The following is a 15,292-nucleotide window of genomic DNA, read 5'->3' as shown; positions in this document are numbered from 1 at the left end:
AGATGTTTATAAGAGACAGCACGCGGGATGGTCGATGATCGGCACCGGCCCGGGGTCGCCCGCGCCGAACCGCTCGCCGGCGGACTTGCCCCTCGCGGGCCCCGGCCGCGCCGTCGCGAGCGAGTCGGCCGCCGACAGCGCGCGGGCCGCGTGCACCTCGCCGAACCCGATCTCCGGGTCGTAGCCGCCCTTCGGCCCGCCGCGGGCGCTCTGCACCAGCGCCTGCGACACCAGCGCGGGCGCCATGTCGGGGTGCTTGGCGCGGATCAGCGCGGCGATCCCCGACACGACCGCGCTGGCGTCGCTGGTGCCGGAGCTGACGAAGTACCGGCCGCCGGGGCCCGCGACGGGCAGCCCGGCGCCCGGCGCGGACAGCACCACCGAGTAGTTCCGGTTGGAGAACGGCGCGCGGGTGTGGCCGGGCGTCGTCGCCGCGACCGCGATCACGCCGGGATAGGACGCCGGGTAGGAGTACGGCGCGAACCCGTCGTCGTCCAGCAGCCGCTGCTCGTCGCCGTCGTTGCCGACCGCCGACACCACCACGACGCCCTTGCCGATGGCGTAGCCGACCGCCTCGCGCTCCTCGGGCGTCTCGTCCTCGCGGCCGAGCGAGAGGTTGATGACGTCGGCGCCGTGGTCGGCGGCGTAGCGGATGCCGCGCGCCACCGACGTCTCCGCCTCCTCCGACGTCCGGTACCGGGCGTAGCTCGCGTCCTCCGGCTCGCCGATCGCGCGGACGGCGAGGATGCGGGACTGCGGGGCGATGCCGATGATCCCGGCGCGGCCGCCCGGACCGTGCCCCTGACCGGCGATCAGCGACGCCATCCCGGTGCCGTGCAGCCGCGCGGGCGTGCTGCCGCGGTCCACCTTGGCGAGCATGTTGGGGCCGGTGGTGACCTTGCCGCGCAGGTCCGCCTGGTTCGGGTCGACGCCGGAGTCGACGACGGCGACCGTCACCCCCGCGCCCTTGGTGACCTTCCAGGCGGCGTCCATGCCGAGCAGCTTCAGGATGGGCCGCTGCCGGTCGCGGACCTCGTCGGCGTTAGCCGGGACGGGCAGCAGCCAGCTCCCCGCAAGCGCCCCCGCCGCCAGGACCGCGGCCGTCCGCGCGCGTGTCAGCATTCCCACTCCGGGTCGTCGCAGTCGGGCAGCGCCTTGGCGGCCAGCGCACGCGCGACCGCGTGGCCGAGCTGCGGGGCCACGGCGAACAGCTCGCCGGGCCGCGCCTTCTTGATCGCGGACGCGGGCCGGCCGTCGGACTGCCCGGACGCGGTCAGCACGACGTACGGGCCGCCGCGGTCGATCGTCCGGTCCTGCCGGGCCTCGTCGGTGAAGCGGGCGGACGCCGTCCCCGGGAACGCGGCGGCGTGCAGCGCGGGCGCCACCGAGCGGGAGCCGTCGCCCGGGCCCTGCGAGCCGGGCAGCTCCTTGAACGCCCGGTCGGCCTTCCACGGGTCGGGGAACGCGACCACCCCGACGGTGACGACGACGCCCTGCAGCTGGTCGGTGTAGGTGGCGCGCAGGACGGCCCGGCAGCCGTACTTGACGAGCGTGGCGGCGATCTCCTCGTCCACCGCCTGGGCGCAGCCGGTGTCGGGGACGATGCCGGTCCGGGACGCGTACTCGCTGTGGTCGCCGACGGGGCGGTAGGGGATCCGGTCGGGGAAGATCCGGCTCGCGGGCCACGCCTCCCAGCGCCGCGCGACCTCCTTGTTCGCGGCCGTCTGCAGCTCCGCGGTGGTGGGCTCGCGGTTGACGGTCGTCCAGGCGCCGACCATGGCGAACGCGGTGGTGAAGAAGTAGCAGCAGCCGACGACGAGGGCCACGACCATCCACTGGCGCCCGGTCAGGCCGAGGACCGTGGGCCGGCCGGGCCGCGGCGGAGGCTGCGGCGGACCCGCGTACGGAGGCCCTGGCGGACCGGCGTACGGGGGACGCGGTGGGGGCGGCTGCTGCTGGAAGGGAGGCGGGAATGCCACAACAGTCAAGATTAACTGTGTTTTACGACAATCCACCTGTCATTGCGCACGAGGCAGTGGAAAGCCCCTCCGCGGAGGGGCTTCCACTCGCGGGAGCGCCAGGCCCCGCCACCGGGCGCTAGGACCCGGAGCCGAACGTCCTGCGCGCCTCCTCGGCGGCGTCCTTGGCCTTCTCGCCGACCTGCTTGGTGCCGCCGGCCGCCTGGTCCTTGCGCCCCTCGGCCTCCATGGACCGGTCGCCGGACTGCCGCCCGACCTGCTCCTTGCCGTGTCCCATGGCCTGCTGCGTCTTGTTCTTGAGCTTGTCGAGGAAGCTCATGGTTCCTCCTCCCGTTATGTTGGGCGACCCATGCCCGCTCCAGGGCGGCCCATGCGCGTCCCTTGACGGTGTATGCGCGCGTGCGCGTTCGGGGGACGGCGCCTGCGGGGAATGCAAGGCGACGTGGCAAGGTTGTGCGGTGGGAGGACGGGGACGTCCCCGCCTCTCTAACAGCCGAGCGTCAGCACAGGAGCACCCACCGTGTCGTTGCCACCTCTGGTCGAGCCCGCAGCGGAGCTCACCCGCGACGAGGTCAACCGCTACTCGCGGCACCTGATCATCCCCGACGTGGGCATGTCCGGGCAGAAGCGCCTCAAGAACGCGAAGGTCCTGGTCGTGGGCGCCGGCGGGCTCGGCTCCCCCGCACTGCTCTACCTCGCCGCCGCGGGGGTGGGCACCCTCGGCGTCATCGACTTCGACGTCGTGGACGAGTCCAACCTGCAGCGGCAGATCATCCACCGGCAGTCGTCCCTCGGCAGGCCGAAGGTCGAGTCGGCGGCCGAGACCGTCCGTGAGATCAACCCGCTGATCGACGTGGTGGTGCACAACACCGCGCTCGACCGCGACAACATCATGGACATCTTCTCCCAGTACGACCTGATCCTCGACGGCACCGACAACTTCGCCACCCGCTACATGGTGAACGACGCGGCCGTCCTGCTCGGCAAGCCGTACGTGTGGGGGTCGATCTACCGGTTCGACGGCCAGGCGTCGGTGTTCTGGTCCGAGTACGGCCCCTGCTACCGCTGCCTCTACCCCGAGCCGCCGCCGCCCGGCATGGTGCCGTCCTGCGCGGAGGGCGGGGTGCTCGGCGTGCTGTGCTCGTCCATCGGCTCGATCCAGGTGAACGAGGCCATCAAGCTGCTCACCGGCATCGGCGAGCCGCTCGTCGGCCGCCTGATGATCTACGACGCGCTGGAGATGACGTACCGCTCGGTCAAGGTCCGCAAGGACCCCGAGTGCCCGCTCTGCGGCAAGAACCCGACGCAGACCGAGCTGCTGGAGGACTACGAGGCCTTCTGCGGCGCCGTCTCCGAGGAGGCCGCCGAGGCCGTCAAGGACTCCACGATCTCCGTGCACGACCTCAAGGCCATGCAGGACCGCGCCGAGGACATCTTCCTCGTGGACGTCCGCGAGCCCAACGAGTACGAGATCGTCTCGATCCCGGGCGCGACGCTGATCCCGAAGGGCGAGTTCCTGAACGGCTCCGCCCTGGAGCGCCTGCCGCAGGACAAGAAGATCGTCCTGCACTGCAAGTCGGGCGTCCGCTCCGCCGAGGCCCTCGCGGTCGTGAAGAGCGCCGGCTTCGCCGACGCCGTCCACGTCGGCGGCGGCGTCCTGGCCTGGGTCAACCAGATCGACCCGAGCCAGCCGTCCTACTGACGCGCGCCGAAGACCCCCGCACCCGTCAGGGTCCGGGGGTCTTCGCGTGCTCGGCGCCTTCCGGGCGCGCGGGCTAGGCGTCGCGGAGCAGTTTCGCGATCTCGCCGTGGCCCTTGCGCTCGGCGTGCCGCAGCGGGGTCACGCCCTGGCGGTCGGCCAGCTCCGGGTCGGCCCCGGCCTCCAGCAGAAGGCCGACGACCTCCTGGTGGGACGGTCCGCCGTCCCCGAGGATGACCGCCTCCAGAAGCGCGGTCCAGCCGAGGTCGTTCACATGGTCAACGTCGATGGACGTGGTGCGCAGCACCTCCCGCACGTAGGCGGCGTGCCCGCGTTCGGCGGCCGGGATCAGGGACGTCCCGCCGAAGCGGTTCACCACCGTGTAGTCGGGCCGCGCCGGGACCAGCACCCGCGCCATCTGCACGCTGCCGGTGACGCCGGTCACCAGCCAGGGGCTGTCCTTGGTGTCGTCCTGCGCGTCGGGGTCCGCGCCCGCCTCGACCAGCGCCTTGGCGGCCTCGACATGGTCGCCGAGCGCGGCGGCGAGCAGCGGTGTGCGGCCCCGCCCGTCCCGTACGGCGGGGTCGGCCCCGGCGGCGAGGGCGGCCCGGACCGCCGCCGCGTCGCCCCGCTCGGCGGCCCGCAGCAGGTCCTGCCCCGCGCGCGGCGCGCCGGCCGAGGCCGACGCGCCGGACGCGCGGGACCCGGCGGAGCCGCCGCCGGCTCCGCCGCCGGTGGCGGCGCACCCCGTCAGCACTGCCAGGGCCGCCGCGAGGACGGCACCCGTCATGGCGGCCGTGCCGCCGCGACCGAGACGGCTCATGGGTCAGCCGAGCCGTCCCTGGACGGCGCGCAGGCCGGCCTGGGCGATGCTCTCGTCGATGCTGCCCTGCGGCGCGCCGCCGACGCCGATCCCCGCGATCGGGGAGCCGCCGGAGGTCACCGGGACGCCGCCGGCGAGCAGCAGGGTGCCGGGGATGTCGCGGAGGGTGGGGCCGTCGCCGGTCGCGCCCTCGACGAGCTTGGACGTCGGCTGCCCGAACGAGACCGCCGTGAACGCCTTGCGCTTGGCCGACTCCACGGTCTGCGGCCCGGCGCCGTCGCCCTTGACGAGGACGCGCAGGTCGCCGGAGCGGTCGACGATCGCGACCGCGACGCGCTGGTTCTGCTTCGCGGCCTCCTTCTGCGCGGCGTTCGCGATGGCAGTGGCCGCGTCGGTCGTCAGCGTCCGGACGTCCTGCACGGCCTGCGGAGCCCGCGGGGCCTTCCCGGCGGCCGGGGCGGCGGGGCTGGCCGAGGCGTTGGCGGCGGACAGGCCGACGGCGCCGGCGACGATGGCGAGCCCCGTCACCGCCCCGGCGACAGTGCGGAACCGGATCCCCGGCCTGCCGTTCTTCCGCGTGCGCTGCGTGTCCTGCCTCGTGGCGTCCTGCATCGTGGTCCTTCCAGGGTGTTCTCGGGTTCGACGCCTTCAAGCCTCGCGGCCGACACGCGCCGCGCCATCGCGGGAGCGGTTGAGGCCGGCGATCGGATCGGTGGACGGCCGGATCAACCGATCGGTCGATGCCGGGGACCGGGCGGCCGGGCAGGCTTGCGAGCGGTGCCGCGAGGGGAGGCAGCAGTCGTGACGGAGAGCGAACGCCGGATCCACCTGGCGATGCACGCGGGGTTCTTCCTGCTGCTCGCCGCGTCGGCGTCCCGCCTGGTGGTGCGGCACGGCCTGGACGGCACGACGCCGGCGCTGCTGGCGCTGTCCGGGGTGCTCGCCGTCGGCTACGCGGCCGGCGTCGTCTGGTGGGACGCGCTCGGCCGCCGGGGCCGCCTCACCTGGCTCGCGGCGGTGGTCGTGTGCTGGGTCGTGCTGGTCGCGATGGCGCCGAGCTTCGCCTGGTGCGCCGTCCCGCTGTTCTTCGCCGCGCTGCGGCTGCTGTCGCCGCGCGCCGCCGTCATCGCCGTGGTGGTGCTCACCAGCACGGTGATCTTCGCGGGCGTCTACCTGGCGGACCGGGTCGATCCGAGCCTGGTGCTCGCGCCGCTCGCGGTCGCCGCGATGGCGGCGGTGATCTTCCTGGAGCTCCAGCGGCTCATCGACGACCTGGTCCGCACGCGCGGCGAGCTGGCCGCCTCGCAGCGCGCGGCGGGGGTGCTGGAGGAGCGCGAGCGGCTGTCCCGCGAGATCCACGACACACTCGCCCAGGGGCTGACCAGCATGGGCATCCTCCTCCAGGCCGCCGACCGGCAGTGGGACACCGCGCCGGACGCCGCCCGGCGCCATCTGCGGCGGGCGACCGAGGCCGCCGCGACGAACCTGGAGGAGGCGCGCCACTTCGTCCGGGCACTGGCCCCGCCCGCGCTGGCGTCCGGCTCGCTGCCCGCCGCCCTCGGCGAACTCGCCGGCCCGCCGGACGCGGAGCCGCGGGTGCTGTTCCGCGTGGAGGGGGACGAGTACCCGGTGGGCGTCGAGGTTCAGACGGCGCTGCTGCGCGTCGCGCAGGGAGCCGTCGCCAACGCGCGCGAGCACGCCGCCCCCGCCACGGTGATGATCACCTTGACCTATCTCGGCGAGGCGGTGTCCCTGGACGTCGCCGACGACGGCTCCGGATTCGATCCGGGCGCGGCGGTGTCCGCGCCGGGGCGCGGGTACGGGCTCCGTGCGATGCGGGACCGGGTCGCCGAGGTCGGCGGCACCCTCACGGTCGAGAGCGCGCCGGGCGCCGGGACCGTCGTCGCCGCCTTGGTCCCCCGGCAGGCGGGGCGCGAGGAGGGGACGAGCGGGTGAACGTGGTCCGGGTGACGATCGTGGACGACCATTCCGTGGTCCGGGCGGGGCTGCGCGCGCTGCTCGGCGGCGAGCCGGACATCGAGGTCGTCGCCGAGGCGGCCGACGGCGCGGAGGCGGTCCGGCGGGTCGGGCTCGTCCCGACCGACCTCGTCCTCATGGACCTGCAGCTCGGCGAGGGCATCGACGGCGTGGAGGCGACCCGGCGCGTCCTCGCGCTGCCGGACCCGCCGCGCGTGCTGGTGCTGACCACCTACGACTCCGACGCCGACATCTCCCGCGCCATCGCGGCCGGCGCCGCCGGGTACCTGCTCAAGGCGGGCCCGCCGGAGGAGCTGTTCCAGGGCATCCGGACGGCCGCCCGCGGCGAGACGGCGCTGTCGCCGCGCGTCGCCACCCGCCTGATGGACCGCGTCCGCGAGCCCGCCCCGGCGCTCAGCCCGCGCGAGATCGAGATCCTCGAACTGCTGGCCACCGGCCTGTCCAACCAGCGGATCGCGCGCCGGCTGTTCATCAGCGAGGCCACCGTCAAGACGCACCTGGTGCACATCTTCGCCAAGCTCGGCGTCGACACCCGCACGGCCGCCGTCACGGCGGCCGTCGAGCGCCGCCTCATCCGCCTCCCCGGCTGACCGGCCGTCCAGGGCCGCGCATCCCACGGTCACCGGCGTGCTCGCGCCTCCCATCGGACGATGGGCGCGGAGGAGCGCGCCGTCCGGCCGATGCCCGCATCAATGGGTCGGTTGACCCCGCCCGTCCCCGCATGCCCGGAATTGCCCGCCCGGCCGGGGAAATCGCGCAGAAAAAGCCCCGCTTACGCATAATTAATTTGCCGGGGACGATCTCTCCGCCGTCGCGTTCTCCGGTTAGCCTGCCCTGCACGGCCGAAAATCCGGTCGGACGCCGAATCTCCCAAAAGAGAGCCGGGGACCCGTGCACGACCGGGGTGAATCCGCCGGCCGCCAGCGGTAGGGCCGCCTCCCGGCCCGAACCCGTCAGTTGACCCGGCAGGCGGAAAAGGAGAGGTGGAGTCCGGTGAGCAGCACGGCGACGGTCTGGGCGAATACCCCTTGTGGGTCGCGCGCTACGGAAAGGCCGCCGGACGGGTCACCGCTCCTTCCCCTTGGAAGCAGTGGGCCGTCCACCAATACGCGTCCACCGATCACGACCATAACGTGTCCAGCCTGAACGCGGCCCAACTCCGCGATCTGGGCTACAAAACTCTCCCAATCCTGCCCCCGAGCGGCGGGGCGGGCGGCGAGAAACTCGTCGCCCGCCTCACCATGCCCGCCGAAACCCGATTCGACCGCCCCGATCGGGCAGTGAATTCGCCGGAGCGGCACGCAGCGAAGATGGCGGATCACGGTGGCCGGGGTGGTGAGCGTCCTGCTCGTCATCGGCGTGCTGCCCGGGACCACGGCGTCGGCGGACACGGCCGGCCGCGGCCGCCCGGCGTTCGACGTGCGGCCGGCCCATGAGGTGATCAAGCGGCTGGTCGGCCCGCGGTACGCCGCGCAGGTCAGCCTGGAGACCCTGCCCGGCGACCGGGACGCCTTCCGCGTCTCCGGCCGCCACCGGCGGCTGGTCCTCGCGGGCAGCAGCACGCCCGCGCTGCTCATGGGCTTCAACTGGTACCTCAAGCACGTGGTCAAGGCCGACATCTCCTGGACCGGCGACCAGCTCGACCTCCCGAAGCGGCTCCCCCTCCCGGCGCGGCCGATCGAGCAGTCGTCCGTCGTGAAGCACCGGTTCGCCGGCAACGACACCGAGGACGGCTACTCCGGGCCCTACCGGACGTTCGAGGACTGGGAACGCCTCATCGACGTCTACGCCCTCCACGGCGTCAACGAGATGTTCATGCCCGTCGGCACCGAGGCCGTCTACTTCGAGACGCTCCAATCGTTCGGCTACTCGGCGGACGAGGTGCGCTCCTGGATCCCGGGCGCCGGCTACCAGCCGTGGTGGCTGCTGCAGAACATGTCCAACTTCACCTCGCCGATCAGCGAGGACCAGATCCGCGACCGCGCGAAGCTCGGCCGCCGGATCGCCGACCGGATGCGGCAGGTCGGCATCACGCCGGTGCTGCCGGGCTACTTCGGCACCGTGCCGACCGATTTCGAGACCCGCAACCCCGGTGCCGTCACGGTGCCGCAGGGCACCTGGCAGGGGTTCACCCGGCCCGACTGGCTGGCGCCGACGAACCCGGTGTTCGGCAAGGTCGCCGAGCGCTTCTACGGCGTCCAGGACCGCCTGCTCGGCAAGTCGACGATGTACAAGATGGACCTGCTGCACGAGGGCGGCAAGGCCGGCGACATCCCGGTGGGCCGGGCTTCGGTGGCCGTCCAGGACGCGCTGGAGAAGGCCCACCCCGGAGCGACCTGGGTGATCCTCGGCTGGCAGAGCAACCCGCGTGCCGAGACCGTGGCCGCCGTCGACCGCAGCAGGATGCTCATCGTGGACGGCCTGTCCGACCGGGCGCTCAAGGTCGACCGCGACGCCGACTGGAAGGGCACGCCGTACGCCTTCGGGTCGATCTGGAACTTCGGCGGCAACTCGACCGTCGGCGCACCGGTCGGCGCCTGGAACGAGCGGTTCTGGGCGTGGCGGGCGCGGGCCGGGGGCAGCGCGCTCGACGGCATCGCGATCATGCCGGAGGCGAGCTACAACAACCCGGTCGCGGTCGAGTTCCTCGCCGAGCTGCCCTGACACGACGGCCCCGTCGACGTCCACCGGTGGTTCGACGAGTACGCGGACGCGCGGTACGGCGGCGCCGACCCGCACGCCCGCGCCGCCTGGCGGGTGCTGGCGGACACCGCCTACGCGATCCCGCCGACCGGCGGCCGGTCGTCCGGGCACGGCGGGCTGTTCGCGGCGGCGCCGAGCCTGGCGGCGACGCGGCCGCACCGGTGGGCGCAGGCGGCGTTCGCCTACGACCCGGCCGCGTTCGCGCGGGCGCTGCCGGAGCTGCTGGCGGTGGACCGGTCGCTGCGCGGCAGCTCCGCCTACCGGTACGACCTGCTCGAAGTGGCCCGGCAGGCCGTCGCGGACCGGTCCCGCACCCTGCTGCCGCAGATCAACGCGGCGTACCAGGCCCGCGACCTCGCCACGTTCACGAAGCTGACCGACAGCTGGATCGGCCACATCAAGGGCCTCGACGCCCTCACCGGCACCGACCGCGGCTCCATGGTCGGGCCGTGGCTGCAGCGGGCGCGGCAGGCGGCCGGCGGCCCGGCCGAGGCCCGGCAGCTGGAGTACGAGGCGCGCAAGCTGATCACGTCGTGGGGCGAGAGCAACACCGACCTGCACGACTACGCCTACCGCGAGTGGTCCGGCGTGCTGCGCGACTACTACGCGCCGCGGTGGGCGAAGCTGTTCGACGGGCTGAAGGAGGCGCTGCGCACCGGCGGCGCCCCGCCGGCCTTCGACTGGTACGCCATGGCCGAGGCGTGGTCGAAGGACGGCCGCAAGTACCCGACCAAGCCGTCCGGAGACACCTACACCGAGGCGTCCAAGACGCTGCGGCGGCTGATGGGCGACAGCTACGACCTGCGCTTGGCGCTGCGTCCGACGGGCTCGCTCTCCGGTTCCGCCGAGGTGGCCGCCTCGGTGACCAACACCAACTACTTCGCGCCGATGAGCGGCCTGACCTTCGACGTCTCCGCGCCCGCGGGCGTGGAGGCCCGTCCGGCCGGGCCGGAGAAGGGAGAGATCGACCCCGGCGCCACGCTGGAGCAGTCGTGGACGCTGCACCGCACCGACGCCCTCCCGGAGGGGACGACGCAGGTCGCGGTGGAGTTCACCGTCGGTTTCGACCAGGCGGGGCAGCACCTCACCCGGAAGGCGACGGCGGTGCTGCCGGTGGCGGCGGACGGCCGCGTCCAGCTGAGCGACCTGCCGTTCACCTACTCCTCCAACCATGACGGCATCTACGCGGTGGCCCGCGACACGGTGACGCCGGGCACGCCCGAGGGCAACGGCAAGCCGATCCGGCTGGACGGGACCTTCTACAGCAAGGGGCTCGGCACGAACGCGAACGCGGACGTGCGCTTCGCGCTGAACCAGGGCTGCCAGCGGTTCACGACCGTGGTCGGGATCGACGACGCGATGAACCACACCGCCGACGGCGATGTGATCGTCCGGGTCTTCGGCGACGGCCGGCTGCTGCACGAGACCGGGGTGCTGCGGAGCGGGCTCGCGACCTCCGGGGCCGAGGCCGTCCGGCTCGACGTCGATGTGGCGGACGTCAAGGAACTGCGTCTCGTCGTCGACCAGTACGACGTGAACCGCTGGTTCGACGCGGTGTCGTTCGGCGTGCCGACGCTCACCTGCACGTCGCCGCCGGCGACCAGGTAACTCCCTCCCCCGGGGCCCGCGCCCGCCGAACCGGCGGCCGGGCCCCGGGGCATGTCCGGATCCCTATACGCTCCCGTGCAGGGGGTCAGCGCGGTGAGCACGGGGAAGGCGACAATGACCAGGCCGGTCCGGATCACCGAGAAGGCGACGCCCGCGGTCCTCCGGGAGCGCAACACCGAACTGGTCCTGCAGAGCGTGCTGGCGGGCGGCGGCACCGTGTCCCGCGCCGACATCTCCCGCTCGACGGGCCTCGCCCGCGCCGTGGTCTCGGAGATCGTGGAGACGCTGGTGGCGCGGCGGCTGGTCACCGAGGAGGCGGGGCGCCCGTCCGGCCGCGGCAAGCCGGCCAGGCTGCTCGGCATCGACACCGTCCGGCACTGCCTGCTGATGGCCGACGTCCGCCCGGCCGAGGTGCGCGGCGGCGTCATCGGGCTGGACGGCGCGATCGGCGCCACCGTCCGGGTGCCGCTGCCCGCCCGTCCGGGCGCGGCCGACGTGGTGGCGGCGCTCGCGCCGATGCTCGCCGGCCTCGCCGCCGACGACGGGCGCGCGGTGCTGGCCGCCGGGGTCGCCGTCCCCGGCATCGTGTCCCCCGAGCAGCGCGTCATCGAGGCGCTGCAGCTGCGCTGGAGGGACGTCGACCTGGCGGGGCCGCTGAAGTCCGCGCTCGGGCACGACGTCGTGCTGGTCAACGACGCGACGGCCGTGGGGATGTCGGAGCTGTCGTGCCAGCGCAGGGACGGCGACAGCGTCATCGTGCTGCACATCGCGGGCGGCATCGGCTCGGCGATCCTGCTCGACGGCCGCGTGCACCTCGGGGAGCGCCGGCGCGCCGGGGAGGTCGGCCACATCGACGTCGGCGTCAGCGACCGCGACTGCGAATGCGGCCGGCGGGGCTGCCTGGAGACGGTGGCGAGCCTGCCGGCCGTGCTCGCCGGCGCGCCCGTCGAGCGGCTGGACGCGGTCGCCGCGCCCGGTGCCGCGCCGGCGGCGCCGGAGCTTGCGGCGCTCGCGGCGCGGGTCGACTACGCGGGCGAGAGCCTCGCGGCCCTGCTGTGCGTGCAGGCCGCGATCCTCGACATCGGGGACGTCGTGATCGACGGCCCGATCCGGCGGGCCGGGGAGCGGCTGCTCGACGCGATCGAGCGCGAGCTGGCGGTGCGGCTCCCGCCCAGCGACGTCCGGCGGCCGCGCTTCTCCACGATGGCCGAGCGCAGCATCATGCACGGCGCCGCCGCGACCGCCATGCACGACCGGCTCGGCGTCATCTGGCACAACGCGTCGTCCGGCACGACGCCCGACCGGCCTCAGCCGTCCGCCGGGGGCCGGTAGGCGAGGCCGATCTGGGGGCTGATCTCGGCCAGCATCAGCTCGAACATGGGGGCGGCGTCGTCCAGGGCGAACTGCAGGTGCCCGAAGACCTCCAGGCTGACGCCGCCCTGGAGCCGGATCCAGCACTTCAGGAACTGCTGGATGACGCCGGCCGGCAGGTCGACGCCGACGACCTCGTCGCGGTAGCGGCGCAGCTGCGGCAGCAGGGCGGGGTCGATCTCGTCGTCGGACGCGACCGGGAACGGGCTCTTGTTCCACAGCTCCAGGAACAGGGCCATGAACGTCCAGCCGAACTGGCGGGCGCACTCCTCGGCGAAGTCGGCCTCCTGCTCCTGCTCGCCGACGCCGCGCACGGGCGCGCCGAACAGCAGTGCGTACTCGCGGGGGTGCGCGAGGGACCAGGTCCGGAAGCGGCGGGACACCGCCAGGAACTTGCCGCTCATGTCGTCGTGCGGGACGTCCTTCAGCGCGGTGTGCAGTTCGCCGGTCAGCTCGCTGAACAGGTCGCCGACCAGGTGCCGCAGCAGTTCGCCGTGGCTGCCGAAGTAGCGGTAGAGCGCCGGCGCGGTCATGCCCATCTCGCGGGCGATCGCGCGCAGCGTCACCGCCTCGGGGCCCTCCTCGACGAGGATCCGCCGGGCGGTCTCGGTGATCTCCCGGACCGTCGCCGCACGCAGCCGATCACGCCGTGTCTCCACTACGCCGCCCTCTCCTCCCGCGCTCCTGCCGTCCTCGCATGATTCCTCAGAAACACCCTTGACGAAAGCGAACGCTGTATGCGAAGTTAACGCTGTTCGCAGCTTACACCGTTTACTTCAGTGATGGACCGTAGCGAGACAGGGGAGCGGGTCATGTTCGAGCGATGGGGACGATGGGTCCACCGGCGGCGCCGGTGGGTCCTCGCGGCGGCCGGCGCCGCGCTGGTCTTCTCCGCCGTCTGGGGGACGGGCGTCTTCGGCGCGCTCACCTCGGCCGGCGGCTTCGACACGCCGGGCAGCGAGAGCGCGAAGGCCGCGCAGGTCGCCGAGCGCGACCTCGGCCGGGACGAGGCGGACGTCGTGGTCCTTTATCAGGGGCGGACCACGGTGGACGACCCGGCGTTCCGGGCCTCGGTCGAGCGGGCGCTGGCCGCGCTGCCGCAGGACAAGATCGCCTCAGCCGACACCTACTGGACGACCAGGGCGCCGCAGCTCGTGAGCGGCGACCGGACGGCCACCTACGCCGTCCTGCGGCTGGCGGGCGCCGACGAAGGCGCGCGGAGCGACAACTACGCCGACCTCAAGGACGAGCTGACCGAGGTCGGCGGCGGGCTCACCGCGAAGGTCGGCGGGACGATCGGCACCGAGGCCGCGATCAACGACCGGGTCTCGTCCGACATCGGGCGGGCCGAGGGCATGGCGATGCCGGTGCTGCTCGTGCTGCTGGTGCTGATCTTCGGCGGGCTGGTCTCGGCGAGCCTGCCGATGCTGATCGGCGGCATCGCGATCCTCGGCTCGTTCACCGCGCTGCACGCGCTCACCTACGTCACCGACGTGTCGATCTTCGCGGTGAACATCACCACGTTCCTCGGCCTCGGCCTCGCGATCGACTACGGGCTGTTCATGGTCAGCCGGTTCCGCGAGGAGATCCGCCGCGACGGCGCCTCGATCGAGGACGCCGTGGCCGCGACGATGGCGACGGCCGGGCGCACGGTCGCCGTGTCCGGGATCACGGTGGCGGTGTCGCTGTCCGGGCTGCTGCTGTTCGACCAGAACTTCCTGGTCTCGATGGGCTACGGCGGCATCGCGACGGTGTTCGTCTGCATGCTCGGCGCGCTGACCGTCCTGCCCGCGCTGCTCGCCGTCCTCGGCCCGAAGGTCGACGCCCTCTCCGTGCGGCGGCGGCGCGCGAAGGCGCCCGCCGGGCAGGAGGGCGGCCAGTGGTGGCGGCTCGCGCACAGCGTCATGCGCCGCCCGGTCGTCTACGTCGTCGCCACGGTGGCGCTGCTCCTCGCGCTCGGCTCCCCCTTCCTGCACATCAACTGGGGCGGCGTGGATGCGAAGGTCATGCCGGAGGGCGCCGACGCGCGGGTGGTCGCGGAGACGCTGGAGACCCGGTTCCCGCCCAACGCCACCAACCCGATCGAGGCGGTGGTGACCGGGACGTCCGACCGGGCCGCGATCCAGTCCTACGGGGACCGGCTGGCGGCGGTGCCGGGGATCACGGACGCGACGGTGACCGGCGCGAAGGGCACCACGACGCGGATCGCGCTGCGCTACGCCGCCGACCCCGACTCCGACGCCGCGCGCGACCTCGTGGGGAAGGTCCGGGACGTCCCGCCGCCGCCGGGCGCGCAGGCCCTCGTCGGCGGGACCACCGCCGACGTCGTCGACCAGCTCGACAGCATCGGCGCGACGCTGCCGTGGCTGGCGCTGCTCGTCGGGGGCGCGACGTTCGTCCTGCTGTTCCTGGCGTTCGGGTCGGTGGTGCTGCCGCTGAAGGCGATCGTGATGAACCTGCTGTCGCTGTCGGCCACCTTCGGCGCCGTCGTGCTGATCTTCCAGGACGGCCACCTGTCCGGCCTGCTCGACTTCACCGCGACCGGCTCGATCTCCCCGGCGATGCCGATCCTGATGCTGGCCATGCTGTTCGGGATCTCGATGGACTACGAGGTCTTCCTCCTGTCGCGGGTCCGCGAGCAGTACGACCTGACCGGCTCCAACACCACCGCCGTCGCCGCCGGCATGGCGCGCACCGGCTCGATCATCACCAGCGCGGCGCTGCTGTTCATCGTCGTGATCGGCGCGTTCGCCACGTCCGGCATCACGTTCATCAAGATGACCGGCCTCGGCATGGCCATCGCGATCCTCATGGACGCGACCATCGTGCGGGCCCTGCTCGTCCCGGCCGCGATGCGCCTGATGGGCCGCGCCAACTGGTGGGCTCCGGGCCCGCTCGCCCGCCTCTACGGCAAGTACGGCATCCGTGAAGGCGACACTCCCGCGACGCAGCAGCCCCGCCTGGAACCGGTGGGCTGACCCCGGCGGGCCGCTTCAGTGGCCGGTGGTGCGCGACCACCGGCCACTGAAGCGTGTCAAAGCAGTACAAAAGGGTGTTTACCCTGCTTGACGTAGCACCGGGATGCCGTGGGGGCGGGCGGGGGGCGACGGA

General features: G+C 73.3%; 14 protein-coding genes, 1 pseudogene and 1 riboswitch. Of the genes and pseudogenes, 8 read left to right on the top strand and 7 right to left on the bottom strand.

All coding sequences use genetic code 11. The features are described 5' to 3' along the window. Window positions 1-6: 6 nt before the first annotated feature. The 3 genes from ETD96_RS26255 to ETD96_RS26240 all read right to left on the bottom strand — a co-directional run bounded on the left by ETD96_RS26255 (window position 7) and on the right by ETD96_RS26240 (window position 2,298). Complete coding sequence (locus ETD96_RS26255; RefSeq protein WP_138639154.1) at window positions 7-1,122, bottom strand: S8 family serine peptidase; 1,116 nt, start codon at window positions 1,120-1,122, stop codon at window positions 7-9. Continuing rightward, entirely contained in the window at window positions 1,116-1,826 is a 711-nt protein-coding gene (locus ETD96_RS26250; RefSeq protein ID WP_138639153.1) for a hypothetical protein, read from the bottom strand. The genes ETD96_RS26255 and ETD96_RS26250 overlap by 7 nt, the downstream gene beginning before the upstream one ends. A 271-nt stretch (window positions 1,827-2,097) precedes the next feature. Continuing rightward, a complete protein-coding gene (locus ETD96_RS26240; RefSeq protein WP_138639152.1) occupies window positions 2,098-2,298 on the bottom strand; it encodes a CsbD family protein in 201 nt (66 codons plus the stop codon). 201 nt (window positions 2,299-2,499) lie between these two features. Between ETD96_RS26240 and moeZ the strand changes: the two genes are divergently transcribed. Continuing rightward, entirely contained in the window at window positions 2,500-3,681 is a 1,182-nt protein-coding gene (gene moeZ / locus ETD96_RS26235) for an adenylyltransferase/sulfurtransferase MoeZ (protein ID WP_138639151.1), read from the top strand. A 73-nt stretch (window positions 3,682-3,754) separates the two neighbouring features. Here the strand turns inward: moeZ and ETD96_RS26230 are convergent, their stop codons facing one another. After that, window positions 3,755-4,501: an ankyrin repeat domain-containing protein gene (locus ETD96_RS26230; RefSeq protein WP_240808227.1), complete on the bottom strand. Its 747-nt coding sequence runs from the start codon at window positions 4,499-4,501 to the stop codon at window positions 3,755-3,757. A gap of 3 nt (window positions 4,502-4,504) precedes the next feature. Next, window positions 4,505-5,113: a GlcG/HbpS family heme-binding protein gene (locus tag ETD96_RS26225; protein ID WP_138639150.1), complete on the bottom strand. Its 609-nt coding sequence runs from the start codon at window positions 5,111-5,113 to the stop codon at window positions 4,505-4,507. Between the two features lie 189 nt (window positions 5,114-5,302). On the opposite strand from ETD96_RS26225, the gene ETD96_RS26220 reads away from it, so the two are divergent. Together ETD96_RS26220 and ETD96_RS26215 are read left to right on the top strand one after the other, a co-directional pair. Then, window positions 5,303-6,457 (top strand): sensor histidine kinase, encoded by a 1,155-nt coding sequence (locus ETD96_RS26220; protein ID WP_240808225.1) that lies wholly within the window; start codon window positions 5,303-5,305, stop codon window positions 6,455-6,457. Next, a complete protein-coding gene (locus tag ETD96_RS26215) occupies window positions 6,454-7,089 on the top strand; it encodes a response regulator (protein WP_138639149.1) in 636 nt (211 codons plus the stop codon). Before ETD96_RS26220 ends, ETD96_RS26215 begins: the two co-directional genes overlap by 4 nt. A gap of 259 nt (window positions 7,090-7,348) precedes the next feature. Further along, window positions 7,349-7,487: riboswitch (cyclic di-AMP (ydaO/yuaA leader) on the top strand. Here ETD96_RS26215 and ETD96_RS26210 read toward each other — a convergent pair. Then, window positions 7,453-7,854 carry a hypothetical protein gene (locus ETD96_RS26210; RefSeq protein WP_138639148.1) on the bottom strand — a complete coding sequence of 134 codons (402 nt, stop codon included), beginning with the start codon at window positions 7,852-7,854 and terminating at the stop codon, window positions 7,453-7,455. It overlaps the preceding riboswitch by 35 nt. Between ETD96_RS26210 and ETD96_RS26205 the strand changes: the two genes are divergently transcribed. The 4 genes and pseudogenes from ETD96_RS26205 (at window position 7,835) to ETD96_RS26195 (ending at window position 12,142) form a co-directional block, all read left to right on the top strand. Further along, window positions 7,835-9,163, top strand: coding sequence for an alpha-N-acetylglucosaminidase (locus ETD96_RS26205; RefSeq protein ID WP_138639147.1), 1,329 nt, complete (start codon window positions 7,835-7,837; stop codon window positions 9,161-9,163). The two genes, ETD96_RS26210 and ETD96_RS26205, sit on opposite strands and share 20 nt — an antisense overlap. 39 nt (window positions 9,164-9,202) lie before the next feature. Then, window positions 9,203-9,961 (top strand): annotated as a pseudogene (locus tag ETD96_RS46910) (alpha-N-acetylglucosaminidase C-terminal domain-containing protein); the annotation flags it as partial. A 24-nt stretch (window positions 9,962-9,985) separates the two neighbouring features. Further along, complete coding sequence (locus ETD96_RS46905; RefSeq protein ID WP_338072600.1) at window positions 9,986-10,810, top strand: NPCBM/NEW2 domain-containing protein; 825 nt, start codon at window positions 9,986-9,988, stop codon at window positions 10,808-10,810. A 114-nt stretch (window positions 10,811-10,924) separates the two neighbouring features. Continuing rightward, a complete protein-coding gene (locus ETD96_RS26195; protein ID WP_171069241.1) occupies window positions 10,925-12,142 on the top strand; it encodes an ROK family transcriptional regulator in 1,218 nt (405 codons plus the stop codon). Here ETD96_RS26195 and ETD96_RS26190 read toward each other — a convergent pair. Continuing rightward, complete coding sequence (locus tag ETD96_RS26190) at window positions 12,118-12,840, bottom strand: TetR/AcrR family transcriptional regulator (RefSeq protein ID WP_138639144.1); 723 nt, start codon at window positions 12,838-12,840, stop codon at window positions 12,118-12,120. The two genes, ETD96_RS26195 and ETD96_RS26190, sit on opposite strands and share 25 nt — an antisense overlap. A gap of 153 nt (window positions 12,841-12,993) precedes the next feature. On the opposite strand from ETD96_RS26190, the gene ETD96_RS26185 reads away from it, so the two are divergent. After that, entirely contained in the window at window positions 12,994-15,159 is a 2,166-nt protein-coding gene (locus ETD96_RS26185; RefSeq protein ID WP_138639143.1) for an MMPL family transporter, read from the top strand. Window positions 15,160-15,292: the final 133 nt, after the last annotated feature.

Origin of the sequence: Actinomadura geliboluensis (genome assembly GCF_005889745.1) — a bacterium.
Lineage (GTDB): Bacteria > Actinomycetota > Actinomycetes > Streptosporangiales > Streptosporangiaceae > Spirillospora > Spirillospora geliboluensis.
Note: the sequence above shows the minus strand (reverse complement) of the source record. Positions and strands in the feature narration are given on the sequence as shown.